At 67.3% G+C, this 24,506-nt stretch carries 26 protein-coding genes; 16 read left to right on the forward strand and 10 right to left on the reverse strand.

What is annotated here, in order from left to right; genetic code table 11:
• Nucleotides 1–38 precede the first annotated feature (38 nt).
• On the forward strand, nt 39–650 hold the full coding sequence (locus JQ639_RS31665) for an NAD(P)-dependent oxidoreductase (RefSeq protein WP_211965052.1): 612 nt from the start codon (nt 39–41) through the stop codon (nt 648–650).
• 199 nt (nt 651–849) lie between these two features.
• The gene (gene dksA, locus JQ639_RS31670; RefSeq protein WP_249122871.1) at nt 850–1,215 is read left to right on the forward strand and encodes an RNA polymerase-binding protein DksA; all 366 of its coding nucleotides are present in this window, start codon (nt 850–852) and stop codon (nt 1,213–1,215) included.
• A gap of 145 nt (nt 1,216–1,360) precedes the next feature.
• Here dksA and JQ639_RS31675 read toward each other — a convergent pair whose 3' ends face one another.
• From JQ639_RS31675 to flgF, 5 genes are all read right to left on the reverse strand, one after another.
• A complete protein-coding gene (locus JQ639_RS31675; protein WP_211963881.1) occupies nt 1,361–2,149 on the reverse strand; it encodes an FkbM family methyltransferase in 789 nt (262 codons plus the stop codon).
• Between the two features lie 262 nt (nt 2,150–2,411).
• Complete coding sequence (gene flgH, locus JQ639_RS31680) at nt 2,412–3,167, reverse strand: flagellar basal body L-ring protein FlgH (RefSeq protein ID WP_211963883.1); 756 nt, start codon at nt 3,165–3,167, stop codon at nt 2,412–2,414.
• Between the two features lie 5 nt (nt 3,168–3,172).
• Nucleotides 3,173–4,270 (reverse strand): flagellar basal body P-ring formation chaperone FlgA, encoded by a 1,098-nt coding sequence (gene flgA / locus JQ639_RS31685; RefSeq protein ID WP_211963885.1) that lies wholly within the window; start codon nt 4,268–4,270, stop codon nt 3,173–3,175.
• A gap of 15 nt (nt 4,271–4,285) precedes the next feature.
• On the reverse strand, nt 4,286–5,074 hold the full coding sequence (gene flgG / locus JQ639_RS31690) for a flagellar basal-body rod protein FlgG (protein WP_211963887.1): 789 nt from the start codon (nt 5,072–5,074) through the stop codon (nt 4,286–4,288).
• 12 nt (nt 5,075–5,086) lie between these two features.
• Nucleotides 5,087–5,854, reverse strand: coding sequence for a flagellar basal-body rod protein FlgF (flgF, locus tag JQ639_RS31695; RefSeq protein WP_211963889.1), 768 nt, complete (start codon nt 5,852–5,854; stop codon nt 5,087–5,089).
• A 371-nt stretch (nt 5,855–6,225) separates the two neighbouring features.
• Here flgF and fliL point away from each other — a divergent pair, with 371 nt between their 5' ends.
• From fliL to JQ639_RS31720, 5 genes are all read left to right on the forward strand, one after another.
• Complete coding sequence (gene fliL, locus JQ639_RS31700; RefSeq protein ID WP_211963891.1) at nt 6,226–6,714, forward strand: flagellar basal body-associated protein FliL; 489 nt, start codon at nt 6,226–6,228, stop codon at nt 6,712–6,714.
• Nucleotides 6,715–6,734: 20 nt separating this feature from the next.
• Nucleotides 6,735–7,928: a flagellar motor switch protein FliM gene (gene fliM / locus JQ639_RS31705; protein WP_211963893.1), complete on the forward strand. Its 1,194-nt coding sequence runs from the start codon at nt 6,735–6,737 to the stop codon at nt 7,926–7,928.
• Nucleotides 7,925–8,374, forward strand: a complete 450-nt coding sequence (locus JQ639_RS31710) for a DUF6468 domain-containing protein (protein WP_211963895.1) — start codon at nt 7,925–7,927, stop codon at nt 8,372–8,374. Before fliM ends, JQ639_RS31710 begins: the two co-directional genes overlap by 4 nt.
• Entirely contained in the window at nt 8,371–9,198 is an 828-nt protein-coding gene (locus JQ639_RS31715; protein ID WP_211963897.1) for a MotE family protein, read from the forward strand. The genes JQ639_RS31710 and JQ639_RS31715 overlap by 4 nt, the downstream gene beginning before the upstream one ends.
• A 118-nt stretch (nt 9,199–9,316) precedes the next feature.
• Nucleotides 9,317–13,003: a tetratricopeptide repeat protein gene (locus tag JQ639_RS31720; protein ID WP_211963899.1), complete on the forward strand. Its 3,687-nt coding sequence runs from the start codon at nt 9,317–9,319 to the stop codon at nt 13,001–13,003.
• A gap of 79 nt (nt 13,004–13,082) precedes the next feature.
• Here JQ639_RS31720 and fliP read toward each other — a convergent pair whose 3' ends face one another.
• Complete coding sequence (gene fliP, locus JQ639_RS31725) at nt 13,083–13,838, reverse strand: flagellar type III secretion system pore protein FliP (protein WP_211963901.1); 756 nt, start codon at nt 13,836–13,838, stop codon at nt 13,083–13,085.
• Nucleotides 13,835–15,031: a flagellar biosynthetic protein FliO gene (locus JQ639_RS31730; RefSeq protein ID WP_211963904.1), complete on the reverse strand. Its 1,197-nt coding sequence runs from the start codon at nt 15,029–15,031 to the stop codon at nt 13,835–13,837. The genes fliP and JQ639_RS31730 overlap by 4 nt, the downstream gene beginning before the upstream one ends.
• 451 nt (nt 15,032–15,482) lie before the next feature.
• Between JQ639_RS31730 and flgB the strand changes: the two genes are divergently transcribed.
• Genes flgB through flhB form a run of 6 tightly spaced genes read left to right on the forward strand, consistent with a single transcriptional unit; the run spans nt 15,483 to nt 18,915 of the window.
• On the forward strand, nt 15,483–15,878 hold the full coding sequence (flgB, locus tag JQ639_RS31735; RefSeq protein ID WP_211963912.1) for a flagellar basal body rod protein FlgB: 396 nt from the start codon (nt 15,483–15,485) through the stop codon (nt 15,876–15,878).
• A 36-nt stretch (nt 15,879–15,914) separates the two neighbouring features.
• Nucleotides 15,915–16,337 carry a flagellar basal body rod protein FlgC gene (gene flgC, locus JQ639_RS31740; protein ID WP_211963914.1) on the forward strand — a complete coding sequence of 141 codons (423 nt, stop codon included), beginning with the start codon at nt 15,915–15,917 and terminating at the stop codon, nt 16,335–16,337.
• Between the two features lie 14 nt (nt 16,338–16,351).
• Nucleotides 16,352–16,675: a flagellar hook-basal body complex protein FliE gene (gene fliE, locus JQ639_RS31745; protein WP_211963916.1), complete on the forward strand. Its 324-nt coding sequence runs from the start codon at nt 16,352–16,354 to the stop codon at nt 16,673–16,675.
• 53 nt (nt 16,676–16,728) lie between these two features.
• Nucleotides 16,729–16,992, forward strand: coding sequence for a flagellar biosynthesis protein FliQ (fliQ, locus tag JQ639_RS31750; RefSeq protein WP_211963918.1), 264 nt, complete (start codon nt 16,729–16,731; stop codon nt 16,990–16,992).
• Nucleotides 16,993–17,047: 55 nt separating this feature from the next.
• Nucleotides 17,048–17,812, forward strand: coding sequence for a flagellar biosynthetic protein FliR (gene fliR / locus JQ639_RS31755; protein ID WP_211963920.1), 765 nt, complete (start codon nt 17,048–17,050; stop codon nt 17,810–17,812).
• Between the two features lie 29 nt (nt 17,813–17,841).
• Entirely contained in the window at nt 17,842–18,915 is a 1,074-nt protein-coding gene (gene flhB / locus JQ639_RS31760; protein ID WP_211963928.1) for a flagellar biosynthesis protein FlhB, read from the forward strand.
• Here flhB and JQ639_RS31765 read toward each other — a convergent pair.
• Both JQ639_RS31765 and JQ639_RS31770 read right to left on the reverse strand, forming a co-directional pair.
• Nucleotides 18,912–19,535: an inner membrane-spanning protein YciB gene (locus JQ639_RS31765; protein ID WP_211963930.1), complete on the reverse strand. Its 624-nt coding sequence runs from the start codon at nt 19,533–19,535 to the stop codon at nt 18,912–18,914. The two genes, flhB and JQ639_RS31765, sit on opposite strands and share 4 nt — an antisense overlap.
• Nucleotides 19,536–19,645: 110 nt before the next feature.
• On the reverse strand, nt 19,646–20,224 hold the full coding sequence (locus JQ639_RS31770; protein WP_211963932.1) for a gamma carbonic anhydrase family protein: 579 nt from the start codon (nt 20,222–20,224) through the stop codon (nt 19,646–19,648).
• 189 nt (nt 20,225–20,413) lie between these two features.
• On the opposite strand from JQ639_RS31770, the gene JQ639_RS31775 reads away from it, so the two are divergent.
• Nucleotides 20,414–21,376: an NAD(P)H-dependent flavin oxidoreductase gene (locus tag JQ639_RS31775; protein WP_211963934.1), complete on the forward strand. Its 963-nt coding sequence runs from the start codon at nt 20,414–20,416 to the stop codon at nt 21,374–21,376.
• A gap of 392 nt (nt 21,377–21,768) precedes the next feature.
• Here JQ639_RS31775 and JQ639_RS31780 read toward each other — a convergent pair whose 3' ends face one another.
• The gene (locus JQ639_RS31780) at nt 21,769–22,659 is read right to left on the reverse strand and encodes a LysR family transcriptional regulator (RefSeq protein ID WP_211963936.1); all 891 of its coding nucleotides are present in this window, start codon (nt 22,657–22,659) and stop codon (nt 21,769–21,771) included.
• Nucleotides 22,660–22,864: 205 nt separating this feature from the next.
• Here JQ639_RS31780 and JQ639_RS31785 point away from each other — a divergent pair, with 205 nt between their 5' ends.
• Both JQ639_RS31785 and JQ639_RS31790 read left to right on the forward strand, forming a co-directional pair.
• Nucleotides 22,865–24,076, forward strand: a complete 1,212-nt coding sequence (locus tag JQ639_RS31785) for an ABC transporter substrate-binding protein (protein WP_211963937.1) — start codon at nt 22,865–22,867, stop codon at nt 24,074–24,076.
• 71 nt (nt 24,077–24,147) lie between these two features.
• Entirely contained in the window at nt 24,148–24,495 is a 348-nt protein-coding gene (locus tag JQ639_RS31790; RefSeq protein WP_211963938.1) for an NIPSNAP family protein, read from the forward strand.
• Nucleotides 24,496–24,506 lie beyond the last annotated feature (11 nt).

Here is a 24,506-nt window from a genome sequence, read left to right on the forward strand (position 1 = left end):
GCAAACCCCAGTACCCTCTGAGCAAAAGGATCGCCTCCATGAAGATTGCTGTCGTCGGCGCCACCGGCCAGGCCGGTTCCCGCATCACCGCAGAACTGCTGCGCCGCGGGCACCAGGTCACCGCCATCGTGCGCAACCCGGAGAAGGTGCCGGCCGCCGCCAACCTGACCGCGAAGAAGGGCGATGTGTTGGACGAGGCCGGCCTGACGGCGCTGCTGGCCGGGCATGACGTGGCCATCAGCGCGGTGCATTTCACCCAGAGCGATCTCCACAAGCTGATCGCCGCCGCCAAGGCCTCCAAGGTCGCCCGCTATATCGTGGTCGGCGGCGCCGGCAGCCTCGAGGTCGCCCCGGGCGTCCGTCTGGTCACCACCCCCGGCTTTCCGGACGCCTACAAGGCCGAAGCCACCCGGGGCGGCGATTTCCTCGACCTGCTGCGCCAGGAAAAGGACCTGAACTGGACCTTCATTTCGCCCTCCGCCCTGTTCGTGGCGGGCGAGCGGACAGGCAAATTCCGCCTCGGCACCGATCAGCTGCTGGCCGATGCGGACGGCAAAAGCTGGATTTCGTTCGAGGATTATGCGGTTGCCCTGGCCGACGAGCTCGAAAAGCCGGCCCATCAGCGCCAGCGCTTCACGGTCGGCTACTGAGGCAGGTCCTGTTTTCCGCAAGTTCCGGGTCTACCAACAGCCTCAAGGGGATAACCCCCTTGGGGCGATATTGTCTGTCACACCGCGCCGCTATATAAGCTGCCCGCCCGCCGGGTTTTTCCGGGGGGCCTTGCACGGATTAGGACAATCGGTGTTGGACAAAGTGAAAAATTACAAGCCCTCGGAGAAGGAGCCTTTCATGAACGAGCGCCAGCGCGAATACTTCCGCGCCAAGCTGCTCGCGTGGAAGGAGGAAATTTTAAAGGAAGCCAAGACGACGCTGCAGCAGCTGCAGGACGAGAACGTCAACCATCCCGATCTCACCGATCGCGCATCCTCCGAGACCGATCGTGCCATCGAACTTCGGGCCCGCGACCGGCAGCGCAAGCTGATCTCCAAGATCGATGCCGCACTCGCGCGAATCGAGGATGGTTCCTACGGCTACTGCGAGGAGACCGGCGAGCCGATCTCGCTGAAGCGGCTTGAGGCCCGTCCCATCGCGACGCTCTCGATCGAAGCGCAGGAGCGCCACGAGAAGCGCGAGAAGGTGTACCGCGACGAATAGGCGTCGCGGTCAACAACGAATCGATCTTGCCTGATCGCGGCGGGCCGCCATGCCCTGCCGCGTTTTTGTTTTCAGGGGCCGTTCGATGGCGCCTGGCGCCGAAATTCTGCTGCTTGCGAGTGGATCGTTGGGGGGGCGGGCGCCTTCAGGCGCCCCGCACCAGGAAGGTGTTGCTGCGCGTCCTGCCGGTGATGGCATAGCCCCGCGCCACCATGTCGTCGATGCAGTCCTGCGCCCACAGGTTGCGCTCGAGGTGTTCGATGGCGACGGCGGTCGGCCACAGCGTCGCCGGGGCGTCGCGGAAGAACGGCACCAGAGCCTTGTCCTCATAGCCCTCGACGTCGATCTTGAGCGCGTCGACATGGTCGATGCCGTTGTCGGCGAGGAGGCCCGCGAGCCGCCGCGACGGCACCTTGAAGTCGCCCTGCCCGACGCGCGAGGCGCCGAGATTGGTCGACGGCGTGCCGATGGTGACTTCGCCGTCGATGTCGCCCGCCGCAGCCTCGACCAGCGTGACGTTGCGGAACGGCAGTTCGCCGATGTTGAAGCGCAGCCGCGCCCGCGCGGTCGGGTGCGGCTCGATCGCGATGACGCGGCCGCTCGCGCCGACATGAAGCGCGAGCACGACCGCGAAGGTGCCGACATTGGCGCCGACATCGACGAACACGCCGCCCGCGGGCAGGTGCTGGCGCAGGAAGTCGAGCTCCTCGATGTTGTATCGGGGATTGAACAGCGCGCCGCGCTCGGTGCCACTGTCGTGGTGATGCAGGCGGAAGCGCGCGCCCTGGTAGGTGGTGTCGACCGGGGCGGGGCCGATCAGGCGCGACATCAGCGGGCGGAACGCGCCGCGCTTGAGCCGGGAGCCCTGGATGACGCGGAGCAGCATCGTCTGTACCGAATTCGGGGCGTGCGTTCCGAACGGGGCGTCGGCCATGAGGGGTCCCTGGAGAGGCGTTTGCTGCCGGGCTCGGTACCACATCGCCGCGCCGGCCGTCGAGCGCGCCGCGGCTGGCGGCCGCGCCGCTGCGCACGGCATGGGCCGCGCCGGCGGCCGGCCCAAAAAGCCGCGGCCCCCGGCAGGGGAGATGCCGGAGGCCGCGTCGTTCACTTTGCCGCGCCTAGGTTCGCGGCAAAGTGTGGGAGCTCTGGGAGCGCCGCGCCGGGGAGAGGGGCGCGGCGGGGAGGGGATCGCCGGATCAGAACGGCAGCAGGACGTCGAGCACCTGCTGGCCATAGCGCGGCTGCTGCACGTCGGTGATCTGGCCGCGGCCGCCATAGGCGATTCGGGCCTCGGCGATCTTGCTGGAGTCGATGGTGTTGTCGCTCTGGATGTCCTCCGGGCGGACGATGCCGGCAACCACCAGTTCGCGCACCTCGAAGTTGACGCGGATTTCCTGCTTGCCCTCGACCACGAGATTGCCGTTCGGCAGGATCTGCGTCACCACGGCGGCGACGTTGGTGGTCAGTGCTTCCTGGCGCACCACCGAGCCCTTGCCGTCGCTCGACGACGTCGAATCCGCGGTCAGCGTCCGGCCGGGAAGCGCCTTGGCTGCGGTGCCGGTCAGCCACTGCGAGCCGAGGAAGGCGGTGGTGCCGCTGTCTTCCTTGTTGGTGCGGCTGCGCTGGGTCTCGTTGGCGATGTTGGCGGTGTCGTTGATGTTCACCGTCACGGTCAGGATGTCGCCGACCTGCGCGGCGCGCTGGTCCTTGAAGAACGCCCGCGAGCCAGTGCGCCACAGCGAGTTGGGATTGTACGACACCGGCTGCGGTGTCGGCATTGGCATCTGTACCGGCTTGTAGCCGGCCTTGGCCGTCGGGTTGTCGATCGCCGACAGCGGCGGCTTCTCGCCGATCATCGACAGGCGGTCCACCGCCGAGCAGCCGCCGGCGAGGCCGGACAGGCCGATGAGGCTGAAGGCGAGAACGACACGACTGAACGGAAACGTGACCATGAACATTACTCGGCGTTGACGGCAGGGCTATTCGACGGAAGGGCGGCGGAGAGGGTAATGGCGCGCGGCGTTGCGACGGAGATGGTGACCTGGGCCGGACCCGTCACCACGCCCTGAACGACACGCTTGGACTGCGGGTTGAGCACGGAGACGGAGTCGCCCTCGCTGCCGCTGTCGACGGCCTTGGCGCGCATCGTCAGGTAGAGGCTGTCGGTCTGGTAGATCAGCGTCACCGGCTGGTCGCGCTGCACGAGGTCGGGCTTGGCGATGTCGGCCATCCGCACCACCTGGCCGGAATGGATCGGCTTGCGGGTCTGCATGCCGATCACCTGTTCGCGCCGCAGGCCATCCTTGCCGACCTCGACCTTGGGGCGGCGCTCGATGGCGACATCGGAGGCACGCACCGTCTCGCCGCGATCGAGGCCGCGCGTCAGCACCACGGCTTCGATCGTCTCGATCGCGGTGCCGGTGAAGCGCAGGCGGGTCGGGGAAGCGAGGTTGCCGTTGGCGATCTCGAACAACACGTCGAAGCGGCCGTTGCGGGCGTCGTAGCGGGTCGCGATCGGCTGCATGCTGCCGGTGTTGGTGGGGTCCAGCTGCAGCGTCCGCAGGTCGCGGTCGAAGGTGATGGTGAGATCGGCAGCGTTGCCAAGGCCGTTGCGGCGTTCCAGCGCGCGGCCGACCTGCTTCTCGATTTCCCGGCTGGTCAGTGTGCGCGCGAGGCGCGTGACCGAGATTTCCTGCAGGTCGCCGGTATCGACGCCGGTCACCTGGTAGTTGCGCAGCGTCGCCAGCACCTGGGCGGTCGACAGCGCCCCGGTCGTGCCGAGATCCGGCGCGCGGTAGACCGCAATCTGCGCCGCGCTGCCGGCGTTGTCGACGAGGTCGCCGATCCGCACCACGTCGCTCGATACCGAGACGCTGGCGCGCAGCACCGGCGTGCCGATGCGTTCCAAACTGGCGGCCTCGCTGATCGCGTCCGGCAGCGTCGCGGCGTCGGTGGCCGCGTTGGCGGTCACGGCGGCAGCAGTGGTGGATTGGGCGAGCGCCGCGGCGCTCGGGCCGAGCAGGGCGACACTGACGAGAAGGGCGCGCAGGATCATGGGCGATCTCATGGCTTAGCGGAACATGCCGGAGGTGGACTGCAGCATCTGGTCGGCGGCGCTGACCACCTTGGCGTTCATTTCGTAGGCGCGCTGCGCAGAGATCAGGGTCGAGACCTCGGTCACCACGTCGACGTTGGATTGCTCGAGGCGGCCCTGCTGCATGGTGCCCGCACCATCGTTGCCGGCGGTGCCGTCCTGCGGCTGGCCGGAAGCCGGCGTGTCGGTGTAGCTGTTGTTGCCGATCGGCAGCAGGCCTTCCTTGTTGATGAAGCGGGTGATGCCGATCGTGCCGATCACGGTCGATGTCGTGGTGCCGGCAGGCGTCACCGAGACCTGGCCCTGGGTGTTGATGGTGAGGCCGGTCGAGTTCTGCGGAATGGTGATCGTCGGCTGCACCGGGTTGCCCTGGGCGTTGACGATGCGGCCGGTCTGGTCCTGCTGGAAGGTGCCGTCGCGGGTGTACGTGAAGGTGCCGTCCGGCATCTGGATCTTGAAGAAGCCCTCGCCGCTGATCGCGATGTCGAGGTCGTTGCCGGTCGGCAGTGTCGTGCCCTGGCCCATCGAGCGCGGCGTGCCGACGATCTTGACGCCGCCGCCGACGTCGACACCGACTGGAAGAATGGTGCCCTGTTCGGATGCCTGGGCGCCGATGCGGCGCACGTGCTCGTACATCAGGTCCTGGAACGCCGCCCGCTGTTTCTTGTAGGCGGTGGTGTTCATGTTGGCGATGTTGTTCGAAATGACCTGGACGCTGAGTTCCTGGGCAGCCATTCCGGTCGCGGCGGTGAAAAGAGCGCGCATGGATCAGGGTCCTCAGCTCGGAACGTCGGCGAGTTTGTCGAGCGAGCTTTTGCGAAGGTCGCCCTGTTGCTGCAGGATGGCGGACACGTTCTGGTAGGTTCGCGTCACTTCGACGAGACGGCTCATCTCGCGCACCGCGTTGACGTTCGAGCGTTCGAGGTAGCCCTGCCGGATCCGCGACGTCGGATCGGCCTGGGCCGGCGTGCCGTTCGGCGCCGAGTAGAGGTTGGTGCCTTCCTTCTGCAGCTGGTCCATCTGGGCGAAGTTGACGAGGCGCAGCTTGCCGCGAATCGAATCGGTCTTGGAGTTGGCGCCCTCGACCACGGTGACGATACCGGTGTCCGAGATGACGATGTCATGATCGGTCGGCTGGAAGGTGATCGGACCGCCGGTGCCGAGCACGAGGTTGCCGTCCGCAGTGACGAGCTGCCCCTGCGCGTTGATCTGCAGCTCGCCGTTGCGCGTGTAGCGCTCGCCGGCGGGCGTCTGCACCGCGAGGAAGCCGTTGCCGTCGATGGCGACATTGAGCGGATTGTCGGTGCGCTCGTTCGGACCGCCCGAATAGTCGCGCCAGGACGCCGTGTCCTGGACATAGCTCAGCTGGCGGTCGCGCCCGACGAAGTTGTCGGCGCGGGCGACCGGCATCATGTATTCCTGGAATCGCGAATTGTCGGCCTTGAAGCCGGTGGTGTTCATATTCGCGACGTTGTTCGAAATCACGTCGATCTGACGCTCGAGCGTCATCTGACGTGACAATCCGATGAGGAGGGTATTCTCCATCGGCTGGTTCTCCCCTTGATGGACCGTCGCCCGACCCTCCCAAGGCCGTGTCGCCGCTCCGCTGAGCTGTCGGGTTCTCCCAAACCTTTGGCTCGCTCCATTTCAAAGCGAGACTCGTGCCAGAGCTGAAATGTATTTCCCTGCAATGACTTGAGCGCGGCAAGGGGGTGCGCGCGGGCGGCAAGAAAGGTCTTGTTGACCATAATTGCCGGCAGAATTTTCCTAGCTGCGGGGCGAAAGAAAGGTTCTGTTAACCATTGTAAACCTAGTGTTGTCGTCAGGGCGCTTGGGGCGCCGGCGGCCTTTGTTTCGCGTATTTCCAGCCTGTTCGGCAGCATCGAGCTCACTCCCGGGACAGGAGCGGGGCAGCGATGGCAGATGATCAACCAGAGGATGGCGCCGGCGAAGGCTCCGCCACGCCGAAGAGCAAGTTCAAGCTCATCGTCGCCGTTGTCGGGGTGTTCGTCGTGCTGAGCGGCGGCGCTGCGTCCTATTTCCTGTTCATGCGGCCGAAGGCCGAAGAGAAGCACGCCGAAGCGCCGGCGCCGAAGCCGCCGGTGTTCGTCGACGTGCCCGAGGTGCTGGTCAACCTGTCCAGCCTGCCGGGCGAGCGCGTGCAGTATCTCAAGGTCAAGATCGCCCTCGAGGTTAAGGACCAGCCGGTGGTGGCGCAGATCACGCCGGCGATGCCGCGGGTGCAGGACATCTTCCAGACCTACATGCGCGAGCTGCGGGCGAGCGATCTCAGCGGCTCGGCGGGCATGTTCCGCCTCAAGGAAGAGCTGACGCGGCGGGTCAACGCCGCCGTCCAGCCGGCGCAGGTCAACGCCGTGCTGTTCAAAGAAATCGTCGTGCAGTGACAGAGCGGAGCTAGGAAGTCGTGGCGCCGGGCGATGTCGATCAGGATGCACTAGCCGCCGAATGGGGCGCGGCGCTGGATTCGGAGGATCCGGAAGCCGCTGCCGCGGAAGCGGCTGCGAACGAACTCACGGAGGCGATGGCGGAGCAGTGGGCCGCCATGGTCGACGAGAGCAGCCGCGGGCTGTCGGCCAACGCCGGCGAGCGGGTGCTCTCGCAGGAAGAGATCGACAACCTGCTCGGCTTCAGCGTCGGGGAGGTCAATCTCGACGACAATTCCGGCATCCGCTCGATCATCGATTCGGCGATGGTGTCCTACGAGCGTCTGCCGATGCTCGAAATCGTGTTCGACCGGCTCGTCCGGCTGATGACGACATCGCTGCGCAACTTCACCTCCGACAACGTCGAAGTCTCGCTCGACCGCATCACCTCGGTGCGGTTCGGCGACTATATGAACTCGATTCCGCTGCCGGCGGTGCTGTCGGTGTTCAAGGCCGAGGAGTGGGAGAACTTCGGGCTCGCCACCGTCGATTCGAGCCTGATCTACTCGATGATCGACGTCCTGCTGGGCGGCCGGCGCGGCACCGCGTCGCTGCGCATCGAGGGGCGGCCCTACACCACGATCGAGACCAACCTCGTCAAGCGCCTCGTCGAGGTGGTGCTGGCGGACGCCGAGCAGGCGTTCCGGCCGCTGTCGCCGGTGACGCTGACCATCGATCGTCTCGAGACCAATCCGCGCTTCGCCGCCATCAGCCGGCCGGCCAACGCCGCCATCCTGGTGCGCCTGCGCGTCGACATGGAAGACCGCGGCGGCAACGTAGAACTGCTGCTGCCCTACGCTACCATCGAACCGATCCGCGACGTTCTGTTGCAGATGTTCATGGGCGAGAAGTTCGGTCGCGACCCGATCTGGGAAGGCCACCTCGCCACCGAGATCTCGCGCGCGCAGATTGCCGTCGATGCTGTACTCTACGAATCGGAGATTCCATTGCGTCAGCTCATGCAGCTCAAGGTCGGCGATACCCTGCCGCTCCACATCCGCGCCGATGCCGCGGTGTCGGTGCGCTGTGGCAACGTCACGCTGACCGAGGGGCGCATGGGGCGCGTCGGCGATCGTGTCGCGATTCGCGTCACACGGCCGCTGCGCAAGCCGCACATGACGCTCGCGATGTTCGAGAAGGCCGATGAGCAGACCAAGATGATGGAGGCACAATGAACCATTCCATGGGAATGATCATCGAGACACTTGTGGCGATGCTGCTGGTGGCGACGATTGGCTACTGCATGCTGCTCAACAGCCGTCTCAAGCGCCTCAAGGCCGACGAGCAGTCGCTCAAGGCGACCATTGCCGAGCTGATCACGGCGACCGAGATCGCCGAGCGTGCGATCGGTGGCCTCAAGATCACGGTGCGCGAGTGCAACGAGAACCTCGGCAGCCGCCTCGAAGCCTCGTCCGACCTCGTCTCCGAGCTCGACAAGCGCCTGCTCGAGGGCGACGACCTGCTGCGCCGCCTGTCGCGGATCGTGTCCGCCGGCAAGCCGCGCGAGCCGCAGAGCGCGCCCGCCGCTGCGCCGTCGGCGCCGCCGACTTCGCCGCAGGCGATCGTCGCCGCCGCCCAGGCCTTCGCTGAACGCAAGCGCTCCGCAGGCCTCGCTGCATGAAGTCAGCCCGCAACTTCCGCGTCATTCCCCTCGTTCTGGCGGCGATCATTGGCCTCGTCGTGCTGAAGACGCTGGGACTGGTGCTGGACGGCGGCTACATCTTCAGTGATCGCGAGGTGCCGGCGCCGGCGCGGACGTCGTGGGCGCAGGAGATGCTGAACTTCCCGACCGGGCGGGCCTCGCGCCCGGCGATCGATCCCGTCGACATCACCGGATCGGTGTCGGCGAAGAAGGAGGACAAGGCCGAGGCGCCGAAGGAGGCGCCCAAGGCCGCCGCCAAGGAGGGGACGAAGGAAGCGGCCAGGCCGGCCGAGACGCCGATGCCCCAGCCGGTGGTGGTCACCCCCGACAGCCGCACCGTGTCGCCGTCGGAGCGCGCCATCCTCGAGCGGCTGCAGGAGCGCCGCCAGGAGCTCGAGGCGCGCGCGCGGGAGATCGATATCCGCGAGAACCTGCTGAAGGCGGCGGAGAAGCGCATCGAGGGCAAGGTCGAGGAAATGAAGGCTGTCGAGGCGCGCATCGGCGCCGCCAGGGAGCAGAAGACCGAGGCCGACGCCGCCCGCTTCAAGGGCATCGTCACCATGTATGAGGCGATGAAGCCCAAGGACGCGGCCAAGATCTTCGACCGGCTCGACATGTCGGTGCTGATCGAGGTCGCCTCGCAGATCGCGCCGCGCAAGCTGTCCGATATCGTCGGCCTGATGCAGCCCGAGGCGGCCGAGCGCCTCACCGTCGAACTCGCCCGCCGCGCCGGCGGCGACAAGACCGCCGCCGCCAACGACCTGCCCAAGATCGAAGGCCGCCCGCCGCCCGATGCCAACTGAGGCGGCGTGGCGCATGGGCCACCCGGGCTTGCTTAACAGCTCCTTAAATGGCGGCCTCTAGAGTCGGTCCCGTCGAAACAGGGCCGCCAGTGGCGGCCGTGCAGGTGAGCCGCAGGACGTGGGCAGGGCTGACACGAAGGCCGGACGGAACGGGCCGCGGGCGCGCGCATGGGAGCGTGCGCTGTGCGGCCTCGGCGTCGTGTCCGTGCTGCTGGTTCCGGCCGGGGCGACAGCCGCGCCGCCGGCCCTGACCGAAGCCCAGGCGCCGGTCCTGCCGGTGCGGGGCGAGGCGTCGTTCGCGGCCGCCGGCGGTTATGCGCGGCTGATCCTCAAGCTCGACGACGATGCCGAACCCGAGGTGATCACCGCCGGTTCGGTGCTGGTCATCCGTTTCAAGCGTCCGGTCGACATCGCCGTGGACGGCATCGCCGACGCGGTGCCCGACTATGTCGGCATGGCGCGGCGCGATCCCGACGGCATGGCGATCCGTCTCGCACTGTCGCGGCGGGTCACGGTCAATGCCATGGCGGCGGGCGAGCGCTTCTTCATCGACCTGCTGCCTGACAGCTGGAAGGGTTTGCCGCCGCCGCTGCCGCAGGACGTCGTGCGCGAACTCGCCGAGCGCGCGCGGGCCGCCGAACGGCTACTCAAGCAGCAGAGGCTCGCGCAGGAAGCCAGGAAGCGTCCGGCGGTGCGGGTGCGCGCCTCGGTGCAGCCGACCTTTGTGCGCTTCGTGTTCGAGCTGCCGCCGGGCGTCGGCGTGTCGTCGGCGCTCGAGGACAAGAAGCTGTCGCTGGTGTTTTCCCAGCCGCTGACCTTCGATCTCGCCGATGCCAAGCTCGTCGCGCCGCAGAACATCGCCGGCATCGAGCAGCGCACCGAGGGCGACGGCGCGGTGGTGTCGTTCTCCACCCTCGGCGACGTCAGCATTCATTCGTTTCGCGAAGACGCCAACTATGTGATCGACATCGGCGCCGATCAGCCCGGCCGGCCGGCCGCGCCGCTGGTGCCGGTCGCCGAGGCGAGGGAGCGCAAGGACGCGAAGGTCGCCGGCGCCGTGCCGCCGAAGCCGGCCGCGCCCGCGTCGATCCCGTTGCAACCGTCGGCGCCACCGGCTTCCGCCCATGCGGCAGCTCCGGTGGCGGAAGCGCCCGCCGTGCCGCCGCCGGCACGGCCGCGCGACGAGGCGAAAGCCGCCGTTCCCCCGCCGCCGGCCGAGGTGCCGCCGGCGCCGCCCGCTGCCGCGGATGTGGCGGCTGCGGACGCGCGTGCCAGGGAGCCCGTTGCGCCAGTGCCGGCCGCGCCCGTGGTCGCGCAGCCGGCGCCGGGGCCCGCGCCGCAGCAGGCCGCGAGCCCGCAGGATGGCGGCCTCAAGGTGCTGGCCGCGCGCAGCAGCGATGGCCTCAAGCTGACATTTCCGCTCGGCGCGTCGGCTCCCGCCGCGGTGTTCCGCCGCGGCGAGACCGTGTGGCTGGTGCTCGATGACACGCGGCCGCTCAATGTCGAGGCGATCCGCCGCGACGGTGGCGCGCTGATCGGCGACGTCGCGACGCAAAAGCTCGACAAGGGCCAGGCGGTCCGCATCCGCCTCGGCCGCCCGCAGTTGACGTCACTGTCGGGCGAAGCCGGCGGCCTCGTCCTGACCTTCGCCGACACCATGGAGGTGCCGTCGCAGCCGCTGACGGCGACACGCAACATCGCCGATCCGGCCCGCGCCCATGTCGCGGTGATGATGGCGGGGCCGGCGACGGTGCACCGTCTCGCCGATCCCGATGCCGGCGACGCGCTCACCGTGGTCACCGCGCCGCTGCCGGCACGCGGCTTTGTCAAACGCCAGGATTTCGTCGAGTTCTCGCTGCTGGAATCGATCCATGGCGTCGTCGTGCAGTCCAATGCCGACGACTTCACGGTAACGGCGTCGGCCGATCGCGTGACGCTGGCCCGTCCGGGCGGGCTGACGCTGTCGTCCGCCGCGCTCGCGCCGTCGCAGCGGATCGGCGACGGTCCCAAGCCGCTGTTCGATGTCGCCGAATGGGATCAGAACCGCGACGCGGTGTTCAACAAGCGCTACGATGCGCTGGTGGCCGCCGCCGGACAGGCGAGCGGCAGCGACCGTCTCGCCGCCAATCTCGACCTGGCGCGGTTCTATCTCGCGCGCGGCTTCGCTTTCGAGGCCAAGGGCGTGATGGATCTCGCGCTGGCCGGCGCCAAGCCCGGCACTGAGGATCCGAGCGCGCTGATCATCCGCGCCATCGCCAACATCCTCGGCGACCGTCCGGCCGCGGGCCTCAAGGATCTCGCCAACCCGGTCATCGCCAATGGCTATGACCTGCAGCTGTGGAAGGGTCTCGCCGCCGCGCGGCAGGAGAAGTGGCCGGAGGCGCGCGAGAAGTTTCGCAATGCCGAGTTTGCCATCGCCGCGCTGCCGAAGGATTTGCAGCGCGAGGTGCTGATGGCGGCGATGCGCGCCTCGCTCGAGGTCAAGGACTTCGCCGGCGCGTCCGCCCGCGCCAACGACATCGATCTGATCGGCGTTCCCGACCGGTTGAAGCCGGCGGTCAACGTCATGCGGGCCGAACTCGCCGAGGCGATGGGGCGTGAGAAGGACGCGCTCGCCGGCTATCGCGACATCGTCACCAGCGATGACCGCGCGTCGGCGGCGGAGGCGCGGTTGCGCGAGATCGCGCTGCGCCGCAAGCGCAACGACATCTCCCCCGAAGACGCGCTCGCCGGCCTCGAGACGCTGGCGGTGACCTGGCGCGGCGGCGGTATCGAACTCGAAGCCCTGCAGCAGCTCGCGCGTATCTATTCGGCGCAGGGCCGCTACCTCGATTCTTTCGCCGCGGCGCGGCTGGCGACGCGGCTGTCGCCGAATTCGGATGTGTCGCGCGATATCCAGGACGAGACCTCGGCGCTGTTCGTGCAGGTCTATCTCGGCGAGAAGGGCGACGCGCTGCCGCCGATCGAGGCGCTCGGGATGTTCTACGATTACCGCGAGCTGACGCCGATCGGCCGTCGCGGCGATGAAATGATCCGCCGTCTCGCCGAGCGGCTTGTCGCAGTCGACCTGCTCGACCAGGCGGCCGATCTGCTGCAGTATCAGGTCGATCATCGTCTCGAAGGCTCCGCGCGCGCCCAAGTCGCGGCGCGTCTCGCCACCATCTACCTGATGAACCGCAAGCCCGATCGCGCGCTCGGTGCGTTGCGCTCGACCCGGATCGCCGATCTCGCCGGCGAGCTGCGCCAGCAGCGCATGCTGCTGGAGGCGCGGGCGCAGAGCGACGTCGGTCGCCACGACCTCGCACTCGATATCGTGTCCAACCTGTCGGGCCGCGAGGTAACGCGGCTGCGCTCGGACATTCTGTGGGCAGCGCGGCGCTGGCGCGAATCCGCCGAGCAGATCGAGTTGTACTATGGCGAGCGCTGGAAGGATTTCCAGCCGCTGACGGCGACCGAGAAGGGCGACGTCATTCGCGCCGCGATCGGTTATGCGCTCGCCGAAGACGCGCTTGGCCTGGCGCGCTTCCGCGAGAAGTATGGTCCGAAAATGAACGAGGGGGCGGACCGCGTCGCGTTCGATCTGGCCAGCCAGCCCGCCGCCGCGAGCAGCGCCGAATTCACCCAGATCGCGAAGATGGCGGCCTCGGTGGACACCCTCGACGGCTTCCTGCGCGAGATGAAGCAGCGCTTCCCGGATGCGACCATGGCGAAGGCGCCGTCGGCAAGCACCGCGCCCGCGGGCGATCCGGTTCCGACCGGCCAGTTGCCGAAGATCGGCAGCGTCAAGAGCGCCAGCGCGCGCTGATCATCCTCCGCGCGCCTCGCAGGACAAACGGCCGCTGGGCCGCTGCTTGCCGTGGCCCCTCGAGGGGGCACGCCAGCCGTCAGCCGCCGTAGCTCTGCACCAGCGAGCCCGCGACCAGCGACCAGCCGTCGACCAGCACGAAGAAGATCAGCTTGAACGGCAGCGACACCACGACGGGCGGCAGCATCATCATGCCCATCGACATCAGCACCGAGGCGACCACGAGGTCGATGATCAGGAACGGCAGGAACAGCAGGAAGCCGATCTCGAACGCGCGCTTGAGTTCGGAGATCATGAAGGCCGGCACCAGGATGCGCAGCGACATCTGTTCGGGGCTCGGCGCCGGAGGCTCGCCCGACAGATCCATGAACAGCTTCAGGTCCTTCTCGCGGACGTTCTTCTGCATGAAGCCGCGCAGCGGCACCGAGGCGCGCTGCAGCGCCTCCTCGACGCCGATCTGGTTGGCGATCAGCGGCTTGATGCCGTCGTCGTAGGATTTCTGCAGCGCCGGCCCCATCACGAACATGGTGAGGAACACGGCCAGCGCGATGATCACCGAGTTCGGCGGCGCGGTCGCCGTGCCGAGCGCCGTGCGCAGCAGCGACAGCACCACCACGATGCGCGTGAACGAGGTCATCATGATCAGGATCGACGGCGCGATCGACAGCACCGTCAGCAGCGCGATGAGCTGGATGGCGCGTTCGGTGACGCCGCCATTGCCCTGGCCGAGATTGATGCTGATGTCCTGCGCCGCGGCCGGCTCGATCAGCGAGCCGGCTGTAATCAGGACAAGGAGAAGAAAAAATACTCTACGCGGAAGGCCGGCGAACCTCACGTCGGCGACTTCGGACGGCCCAGCAGGCTCGCCATCTCGTCCTCGAGATTCTCGAAGGCCGAGGATTTCGGCAGCGGCGGTGCGACCGGCGGTGCGGCGTTCTCGTTGCGCGGCGGCGGCGGTGCGCCGACGTCGGAGGCACGCGGCGCCGGACGCGGCGGCTCCGGCGGCGCGGCAGCCTCGGCCGGCTTGCGCAGCGCGGCCTCGAGGCGCTGGGCCATCTCGGCGAGGTTCTGGTCGGCCGCCGACAGGGCGGAGGACGACGGCGCGGGGGCGGGCGGCGGAACGGGCGGCGCCGGCGGCAGCGGACGCTCGGAGCGCGGCAGCGGCTTGGCCATCGGCTCCGGCGCGGCCGGAATGCGCGGCGCCAGCGGCTCGCTGCGGCTCATGGCCGGCTCGCCACGCGGGATCAGCGGCTCGGACCGTGGCATCGTCGGCTCGCTGCGCGGCATGGTGATGTCGCTGCGGGTCATCGCCGGTTCGGTGCGCGGAAGCGGCGGCAGCTCGGCGCGGGGAAGCGAAGGCTCCGCACGGGGAAGCGGCGGTTCGGCGCGCGCGATCGGGGCTTCGGCGCGCGGGAGCGGCGGTTCGGCACGCAGAAGCGGCGGCTCGTGGCGCGGCGCCACCGGCTCGGGCAGGCGCGGCGGCAGCGGATCGGCGGGGCGGCTGGCACGGCGCGACGGTGCCGGCGGCAGTTCGGCGGCGATCGCCGCCAGCGGATCGGGACGACGCTCGGCGGCGGGCGCGGCGCGGCGGATTTCATCGGCGAAGGACGGGCGCGGCGAGCGCGGCGGCGGCTCCGGCAAGGCCGGCTCCTGCGGCTCGTCGAGCTGGCCGTCATTCCAGTTGGCGTCGGGCAGGGGCCCCATGCGCGGCGGCAGGTCTGCGCCGACCGGGCCGCGGCTCGGAAGCTGCTCGCGCTGCGGCGCCGCGCGCACGATATTGGGTTCGATCACGAGGTCGCCGGGGCCGCCGATCATCAGCAGGTGTTCGACATTGTCGCGGCGCACCAGCACGAGCTTGCGGCGGCCATCCACCGACATCGCGTCGATGACCGCAAGACGCGGCATCCGTCCGCGGTTGCCGCTGGCGCCGAGCCGGTTACGGCCGAAATACCTCACCGCCCATGCGGCGAGGCCGACGACGGCCAGCACCGAGAACAGGATCAAAATGATGTACAGCAATTGCGACATGTTTGGTCCCCACCAAACCAGAGTGTACTTCAACCCGCAGATTCGGCGAATGCTGCGATCCGAGAAAAGTCCGTTGGAACGTTTCCGGATGTTCGCGGTCCGATTCTAGCACTCGCTTGCCCTATCGGTCGGCATCATTGCGAATGTCGGAACCATCAGGACCACTAGCGCAGCGCCGCGGCCGAATCTCGAAGTTCCGCTCCGTTTGTTAATGTCTTGCCCTGTTGGTTAATGCCGGACGGCAGGAATTGCCCTCTCGCCTGCGTCGTCATCGACGCTGACGTCCCCTGTGTCCAGCGCCAAGGCGTCGGAATTTCAATGGCTTGGTTGGTTAACGGCGAATTAATGGCAAAATTGAGCCCGCTGGAGTTAACTCTTTATTAACCATACAGGCGGCAAATTCTGCCTATCTCCGCTGGCGTGTCGTCCGGCGAGGGCCGAGGCAGACCCCATGGCGATCACCGATATCCCGGCGCTGAGCGCCTTGCGCACCCGGATGCAGTGGCATCAGGAGCGCCAGCGGGTGCTCGCCGAAAATATCGCCAATTCCGACACTCCGAAATTCAAGCCGCGGGACCTTGTGGAACCCGATTTCCGCTCCCTGACCGCAGGGCCGGCGGGGCTGGGCATGACGCGCACGAGCGCCGCCCATCTGTCTTCGACCGGTGGAACCGACCGTTTCGCCTCCAGCAACAGGGGGGGCTACGAGACCCGGCCGGCCGGCAACGCGGTCAGCCTCGAGGACGAGATGCAGAAGTCGGCGGCGAACCAGATGGATTTCGCGGCGGCGACCTCGCTCTACAGCCGCAGCCTGGCGCTGCTGAAGACCGCGATCGGCAAGCGCTGACGCGCAAGGTTTGAGGGAGCGATTTGAGGGATCGAGATGGCTGACGGATCGGACTTCCTGAGGGCAATGAACATTGCGACGTCGGGCCTGCGCGCGCAGGCCGGGCGGATGCGGGTGCTGTCGGAAAACATCGCCAACGCCGACTCGACGTCTCAGACAGCCGGCGGCGATCCCTACCGCCGCAAGGTGCCGACCTTCTCCTCCGAGCTCGATCGCACGCTCGATGCGCGCGTCGTGTCGCTGGGGCGGGTCAAGCCCGACCAGTCGCCGTTCCGCATCAAGTACGAGCCGGGCAACCCGGCGGCCGACGCCAGCGGCAACGTCAAGTATCCGAACGTCAATTCGGTGGTCGAAATGACCGACATGCGCGACGCGCAGCGGTCCTACGAGGCCAACGTCAACATCATCACCGCGACGCGCCGGATGATCCAGCGCACGCTCGACATCCTCAAGGCCTGATCGGGAGTTCGTCCATGGCTTCGCCCACCGCTGCCGCAAACGCCTATTCCAGCCTCGCCCGCATGATGGAAGCAGCCGGCAACGCCGGAAAGTCCGCTTCGCAGGGCGGAGAGGTCGCAGGTCCCTCGTTCGGCGCGCTGCTCAAGGATTCGCTGTCGAGCGTCATGGAAGCCGGCCGCAAGTCGGACAACCAGACCGTGGCGATGGCGACCGGCAAGGCCAACGTGATGGACGTGGTCACCGCGGTGGCGGAAACCGACGTCGCGGTGTCGACGCTGGTGTCGGTGCGAGACCGTGTCATCCAGTCCTACGAGGACATCATGAAGATGGCCATCTAGGCGAATTTCGGGGAGCGTGAGGTCGTTCGGGGTGCGTGGGGTAGGGGAGTGCAATGACAGGGCCTGAAGTTCTCGACGTGGCGCGCGACGCGGTGTGGACCATCGTCATCGTGTCGTCGCCGCTGATGCTCGTCGGCCTCGTGGTCGGCGTGGTCATCTCGCTTGTGCAGGCGCTGACGCAGATCCAGGAGCAGACGCTGGTGTTCGTGCCGAAGATCCTGGCGATCTTCCTCACCATGCTGCTCGTGCTGCCGTTCATGGCGGACGCGCTGCACAGTCACATGATGCGGATTTCGTCGCGAATCATCGGGGGATGACGCACAATGGCGGCTGATCACCCGCCATGGAGCCTGGCTGGAACCGGGACATTGGATGCGCATCGACATCTCGCTGCTGCCCGCACTTGCCGCGGCCTTCATGCTGGCCTTCGCACGGATCGGCGCGATGGTGATGCTGATGCCGGGCTTCGGCGAGACCAACATCCCGGTGCGTATCAAGCTGTCGATCGCGCTGATGCTGACGCTGATCATCCTGCCGCTGCATCGCGCGGCCTATCACGTCGACATGACGTCGCTGACGCCGATGCTGGTGCTGCTGCTGCAGGAAATCCTGGTCGGCATCGTGCTCGGCGCCACCGCGCGGGTGACACTGTCGGCGCTGTCGGTCGCGGGATCGGTGATCGCCCAGCAACTCGGCCTCGGCTTCGTCACCGCGATCGACCCGACGCAGGGCGCGCAGGGTGCGCTGGTCGGCAACTTCCTCACCATTCTCGGCCTGACCCTGCTGTTCGCGACCGATATGCACCATCTCGTGATCGGCGCATTGAGCGCGAGCTACAAGGTGTTCGCGCCGGGGGACCTGATCCCGAGCGGCGACATCGCCGCGCTGGCGACGCAGGCGTTCACGACCTCGTTCAAGATCGGCATCCAGCTGGCCTCGCCCTTCATCGTGTTCGGCCTCGTGTTCAACGTCGGGCTCGGCCTTCTGGCGCGCATGATGCCGCAGATGCAGGTCTATTTCGTCGGCGTGCCGCTGTCGATCATGGCCGGGTTCATGATCCTGATCGTGGTGATCGCCACCATGATGAGCACGTTCCTCGATTATTTCGGCGGCGTGCTGCGTCAGTTGTCGCCCTGATCCCTCCTGCCGCGCCGGGAGCGTGACCGATGGCTGATGACGACGCATCAGAGAAAACACAGGACCCAACCCAAAAACGCCTCGACGAAGCCCTCGAGCGCGGCGATGTCGTCAAGAGCCAGGAGGTCAATACCTGGTTCGTGATGGCCGGCGCGGCGCTGGTGGCGTCGGCGTTCTCGTCGGGCATCGCCGGCGGCCTCCAGATGCCGCTGCGCAACCTGCTCGCCAACGCCCATCTGATCCGCACCGACGGGCCGGGGCTGCTGGCCCTGATGAAGCACCTCGACCTCATGCTGGTCAGCGTGCTCGGCCTGCCGTTCCTGGTGCTGACGCTGGCCGCGCTCGGCGGCAACCTCGTGCAGCACCGCCTGGTGTGGTCGTCGGAGCCGCTGACGCCGAAGTTCAGCAAGCTGTCGCCAATGGCGGGCGCCAAGCGGCTGTTCGGCAAGCAGGCGGCGATGAACTTCCTCAAGGGGCTCGTCAAGCTGATCGCGCTCGGCGTGATCATGATGGCGATCCTGTGGCCGGAGCGCGAGCGGGTCGATGCGCTGGTGCGCCTCGATCCGGTGCAGTTGCTGTCCGCTGCGAAGGCGATGTCGATGCAGCTGATCGGCGCGGTGGTGGCGCTGCTGGCGCTGATCGCCGCCGGCGACTACTTCTTCCAGTATCGCGAGTGGTTCGAACGGCAGAAGATGTCGCGCGAAGAGGTCAAGGAAGAATACAAGCAGTCGGAAGGCGACCCCCATATCAAGGGGCGCATCCGGCAGATGCGCTTCGCGCGCATGAAGAAGCGCATGATGGCGGCGGTGCCGACGGCTTCGGTGATCATCACCAACCCGACCCACTTCGCGGTCGCCCTGAAGTACGAGCAAGGCATGGCGGCACCGATTTGCGTCGCCAAAGGCGCCGACGCGATCGCCCTCAAGATCAGGGAAATCGCGACCGAGAACGACGTGCCGATCGTCGAGAACCCGCCGCTCGCCCGCGCGCTGCACGCCACCGTCGAGATCGATGACGAGATCCCGGTCGAGCACTATCAGGCGGTCGCCGAAGTCATTGGCTACGTCATGCGGCTGAAGCGCAGATTCGGAGCGGCGCGCTAGGCGGATGTCGCGAGCGGCGCGGCCAGTTCGCCGGTGGCGATCAGCAGTGCGATGCGCTCGGCCTCAGGCATGGCGCGGATGCGGCGGCGGGCGGTGATGCGCAGCGCAGCGAAGCCGGCGACGAACACCACCACCTTGCTGACGAGGCCGAACGCCGGCATCACCACCGCCCAGGTCGCGCTGCTGCAGGTGATCGCGACGATGGCGTTGACGGCAGCGGATACGAACATCAGAGCGGCCCAGGCGTAGCCGACGGTGACCGCGACGTCGGGCACGACCTGCCGGGCGATCGGTGGCAGGTAACGGGTCATCCAGCCGCGCTTGAGCATGACGACGCCGATGAGGACGTAGATCACGCTCGGCTTGAACAGCAGGAAACGTGGATCGTCGGTCAGCAGCGTCGCCGTGCCGGCGGCGATCACCAGGAACAGGCTCAGCCACTCCATGGTGTCGATTGGCCTGCGGCGGGCGAGTTGCACGCCGATCTGGCCCAGACCGAGCGCGACGCCGAGGCCGACAGACAGGGCGGTGTTGTGGGTCAGCAGGAAGACCAGCAGAAACAGCAGCGTCGACGCCAGGTCGAGCAGCAGCAGCCGCGCGGCCTTCAGAAAGTCTTTCATCGCAGCCCCCGTGATGGCGCGGCGGAGGCCGGCGCTGACGGACATGGATCGCGTGACCAAGGCATGGCGTCAAGGGATGTCGTGAGCGGTGGGGGCGACCGTCCGTCTCGTCAGGGGGCCGTGGTGGCGGCGTGACGCGCCTGCTCGGCGACGACCTCGGCCAGCAGCTCCGGCTGCGACCAGACGCGGTAGTTGCCGGCGGCGTAGGCGAGGGCGTTGCGATGGTAAAGCAGGGCGTTCATGCGGTTGGCTGCGGTATTGTCGCGACTGCGCGTGACCTTGCCCGGCGCGCCCATCACGATGGAATGCGGCGGGATCACCGTGCCTTCGGTCAGGAAGGCGCCGCCGGCGACGATCGAGCCCCTGCCGATCACGCAGCGGTCCATGATCGTTGCGCCGATGCCGATCAGGCAGTCGTCCTCGACGGTGCAGCCGTGCAGCGTGACATGGTGGGTGATCGAGCAGCGGGCGCCGATGAGAGTCGGCGTATCGAGGCCGACATGGATCATGACGAAGTCCTGCACGTTCGACTGCGGGCCGATCACCACGCGCTGGCACTCGGCGCGGATCACCGCGTTGCACCACACCGACGCGCCGGCGCCGATCTCGACCGCGCCGTAGATGCGGGCCGATGGCTCGATGAACGCGGCGCCGAGATCGCGCACGTCGGGGCCGAAGAGGGATGTCATGCTGTTTCCTCGAAGCGTGTTGTCGTTGTGGTCGGCACCGTAGGCGATCACGCGGGGACGCGCCATGCGGCTGGTTCGCCCGAGCTATCTGCCAGCGAGATAACCGGATCACCAACAATCGTTACCGCCATGATCGGCGCTTCGCCTAGGCTCGCGCCAACGACACAACACAACGGGAAGGAAATCCTCATGGCTCCGCGCCGCTTCACGGACATCGTTCACTGCCGCCATCCGATCGTCGCCGCGCCGATGGGGGCGGTGTCCGGCGGCCGTCTCGCGGCGGCGGTCTCGGCGGCCGGCGGCTTCGGCCTGGTCGGCGGCGGCTATACCCGCGACCGGGCCTGGCTCGAGCGCGAACTCGATCTTGCCCGCGACATGGCGAAGGTCGGCGTCGGCTTCATTACCTGGAGCGCGGCCGCGCAGCCCGACCATGTCGATCTCGTGCTCGAACGCCGGCCGAAGGCGATCATGCTGTCGTTCGGCGATCCCGCGCCGATCGCTGCCAAGGCACAGCGCGCCGGCATCGCGGTGATCTGCCAGGTGCAGACCGTGGCCATGGCGCGCGACGCGGTTTCGAAGGGCGCTGATGTCATCGTCGCGCAGGGCACCGAGGCCGGTGGCCATGGCGCGGCTTGCGCCACGCTGCCGCTGGTGCCGGCGGTGGTTGATGCGGTCGGCGACAAGGTCCCGGTGCTCGCGGCCGGCGGCATCGCCGATGGCCGGGGCCTCGCCGCGGCGTGGGCGCTCGGCGCCGACGGCGTGCTGCTCGGCACGCGGTTCTATGCCGCCGACGAGGCGCTGGTGCATCCCGCTGCCAAGCAGAAAGTGGTCACGGAGGACGGCGCCGCAACGGTGCGCGGCTCGGCGGTCGATCTCATCCGCGGCTATCACTGGCCGGCGTCCTTCACCATCCGCACGCTGGTCAACGATTTCGTGCAGCGCTGGAACGGTCGCGAGGACGATCTGGCGAGGGAGCTGGCAACCGAGATGCCGCGCTACGCCGCGGCGGCGGAGGCTGGAGATTTCGACCACGCCGCCGTCATCGTCGGCGAGGCGGCTGGCCTCGTGCACGACGTCCTGCCTGCCGGCGACATCGTCCGGCGCATCGCGCAGGAGGCGGCCGACGTCGTCGCGCGGCTCGCGGTGCGCTAACGGAGGCGCATCTCCTTGTGGTGAGAAGCAGGCGCGTGTTCTCGAGAAGCTGACTTAAAAAGACCGTGAGACTGGGCCTCTGTTGTTGAATTCGTCATGGCCGGGCTTGTCCCGGCCATCCACGCCTTTCCTGCTGCGGGCCTGTGAAGACGTGGATGCCCGGGACAAGCCCGGGCATGACGGAGAAAGTTGATAGTTTGCAGCTTAAAACAAGACTTGCAGATGGGATCTACATCTCCAGCGCGTAGCCGGTATGAGCGTAGCGACATACGGGTGTTGCAGCCGCTGCTGCCTGTAAATCCCGGGTGTCGCTTCGCTCACCAGGGGCTACGAGCCGCAGACACTGTTGCGCAGTGAGGCCTGGATCGGCTTCGCTCAACAAGTGACGGGCGTTACTCCGCCGCCTGCGCCGGGGGCATCGCCTGGGTGCGGGCGACGTCGAGGAAGGCGCGCATCGCGCTCGACTCGTAGGCGTCGCGGCGGCGCACGAACAATGTCTGCACCGCGCCGATCTTCGGATCGATCGCATGAACGGCGACACGGCCATCGCGCAGGGCAGGCGCGACGGTGCCGCGCGGCAGCAGCGTGACGCCGATGCCGGCGGAAACGCAGGCGATGATCGCGTCGAGCGAGCCGAACTCCTGCGGCTGCGCCACCACGATGCCCATCTGCGCCAGCACGTTGTCGAGGCGCTGGCGATAGGAGCATCCGGCGCGGAACACGATGGTCTTGAGGCCGTCGACGCCGGCAAGCTCGCGCGGCGCGCGGATGGCGCGCTCGGTCACCAGCACCAGTTCCTCGCGGAAGATCGGCTCCTGGATCAACTGCGGATGCTCGATCGGCGCGGCGACGAAGGCACCGTCGAGCCGGCATTCCACCACTTCGGTGACGAGATGCGCGGTGGTGCCGGTGGTGACCGCGAGGCGCACCCGGGGATAGCTGCTGGCGAACATCGTCAGCAGGTTGGAGAGCCGCAGCGCCGCGGTGGTTTCCATGCTGCCGACCTGCAGCACGCCGGTCGGCTCGCCCTCGTCCTGTGCCGCGGCCTGCGCCTCGGCCAGCAGCTTGGCGATGCGGCCGGCGAACGGCAGCATCCGCTGCCCGGCGGCGGTCAGCGTCACGCCGCGGGCGTGGCGCTGGAACAGGGCGATGCCAAGACCGTCCTCCAGCATGCGGATCCGCGTCGTCACGTTGGACTGCACCGTGTGCAGCTCCTGCGCGGCACGGTTCATGCTGCCGAGGCGGGCGACGGCTTCGAAAACCTTGAGGTCGGCGGCGTCCATTTTATCTATCCCTGCTGTCGATAGCTCAGGCTGTTCCAATATCTCACAAGGCGATTGCTGCGTCAAAAGTGGCCGCCCGAAAGTCATGGGCAGACAAATTCGATAATTGACAAATTTCTCAATTAACGAGACAAATATCAAAAATAACATGCAGTCAAAAATGATGCGGGCCGGCGGAGATCGGCCGTTTTCAGGGGAGGTGCTGATGTCGTTCCGAATGGCCGCGCTCGCGGCGGGCTTGCTTGCTTTGTCGAGTCAGTCGTCCCACGCCCAGTTCAGCGACGGCGTGCTGCGGATCGGCGTGCTCAACGACCAGTCCGGCATCTATGCCGACATGGCGGGGCCGGGCTCGGTGGTGGCGGCGCAGATCGCCGTCGAGGAGTTCGGCGGCAAGATCGGCAACGTGCCCATCGAGATCGTCCGCGGCGATCACCAGAACAAGTCCGACATCGGTCTGACCATGGCGCGCAAGTGGCTGGACACTGAAGGCGTCGACATGATCGCCGACATCCCGAACTCGTCGATCTCGCTCGCGATCGTCAACCTGGTGCGCGACAAGAACAAGGTCGCCGTCATCACCACGTCGAACAGCAACCGTCTCACCGGCGATGCCTGCTCGCCCAACCACGTCCACTGGACGCTCGACAATTACAGTCTCGCCAAGAGCACAGGATCGGCAGTGCTGAAGTCGGGCGCCAAGAGCTGGTTCTTCGTCACCGCCGACTATGCCTTCGGCCACGACATGGAGCGCGAGGCCGGCGACATCGTCAAGAAGGCCGGCGGCACCGTGGTCGGCTCGGTGCGCCATCCGCTCAACTCGTCGGATTTTTCGTCCTACCTGCTGCAGGCGCAGGCGTCGAAGGCCGACGTCATCGCGCTCGCCAATTCCGGTAGCGATTTCACCAACTCGGTCAAGCAGGCGACCGAGTTCGGCATCCCGCAGGGCGACCAGCGCCTCGCCGGCCTAGCGATGTATCTCACCGACGTCAAGTCGCTGGGCCTCAACAGCGGCAAGGGCATCTATTTGTCGGAGCCGTTCTACTGGGATCTCAACGACGACACCCGCGCCTTCGCCAAAAAGTTCGGCGAGCGCCACGGCGGCGCGATGCCGACCTCGTTCCAGGCCGGCGTCTATTCCGGTGTGCTGCACTATCTCAAGGCGGTCGCCGCGGTCGGTGGCGACGGCGACGGCCGCGCCATCGTCGCCAGGATGAAGGAACTGCCGACGCAGGACCTCGCCTTTGGCAAGGGCAGCGTGCGTGTCGACGGCCGCAAGATGCACCCGATGTACCTGTTCCGCGTCAAGTCGCCGGAGCAGTCGAAGGGGCCGTGGGATCTTTATGAAAAGGTCGGCGAAACCGCTGCCGCCGATGCCTTCAAGCCGCTCGATCCGGCGTGCCCGCTGGTCGGCAAGTAGCGCCGGCCCTGCCGGACATCGCAACAGGACGCCCGCACCACCACAAGACCAACAAGAACAGGAGACGCGCCGTGATCGTCGAAGAACGTATGTACGTGCTGCACACCGAAGTCGACGTGCGGGAGTATTTTCGCATCTACGAGAGCGAGGGGCTGCCGGTGCAGCGCGAGATCCTCGGCGGCTTCCTCGGCTACTTCACCACGGAGTTCGGCATCCAGAACCAACTGGTGCACCTGTGGGCGTATGCCGACCTCGAGGAGCGGCGCAAGCGCCGCGCCCGTCTCGCCGAGCAGCCGCAGTGGCAGGCGTGCATCGCGAAGATCCGCCCGATGATCCGCACCATGGAAAACCGCATCATGGTGCCGACCGCGTTCTCGCCGCTGCCGGGCGCGCTGCTCGGTTCTGCGCGTACGGCTTGAGGGAGGTCGCC

The sequence above is a fragment of the Bradyrhizobium sp. U87765 SZCCT0048 genome, assembly GCF_018131225.1.
Lineage (GTDB): Bacteria > Pseudomonadota > Alphaproteobacteria > Rhizobiales > Xanthobacteraceae > Bradyrhizobium_A.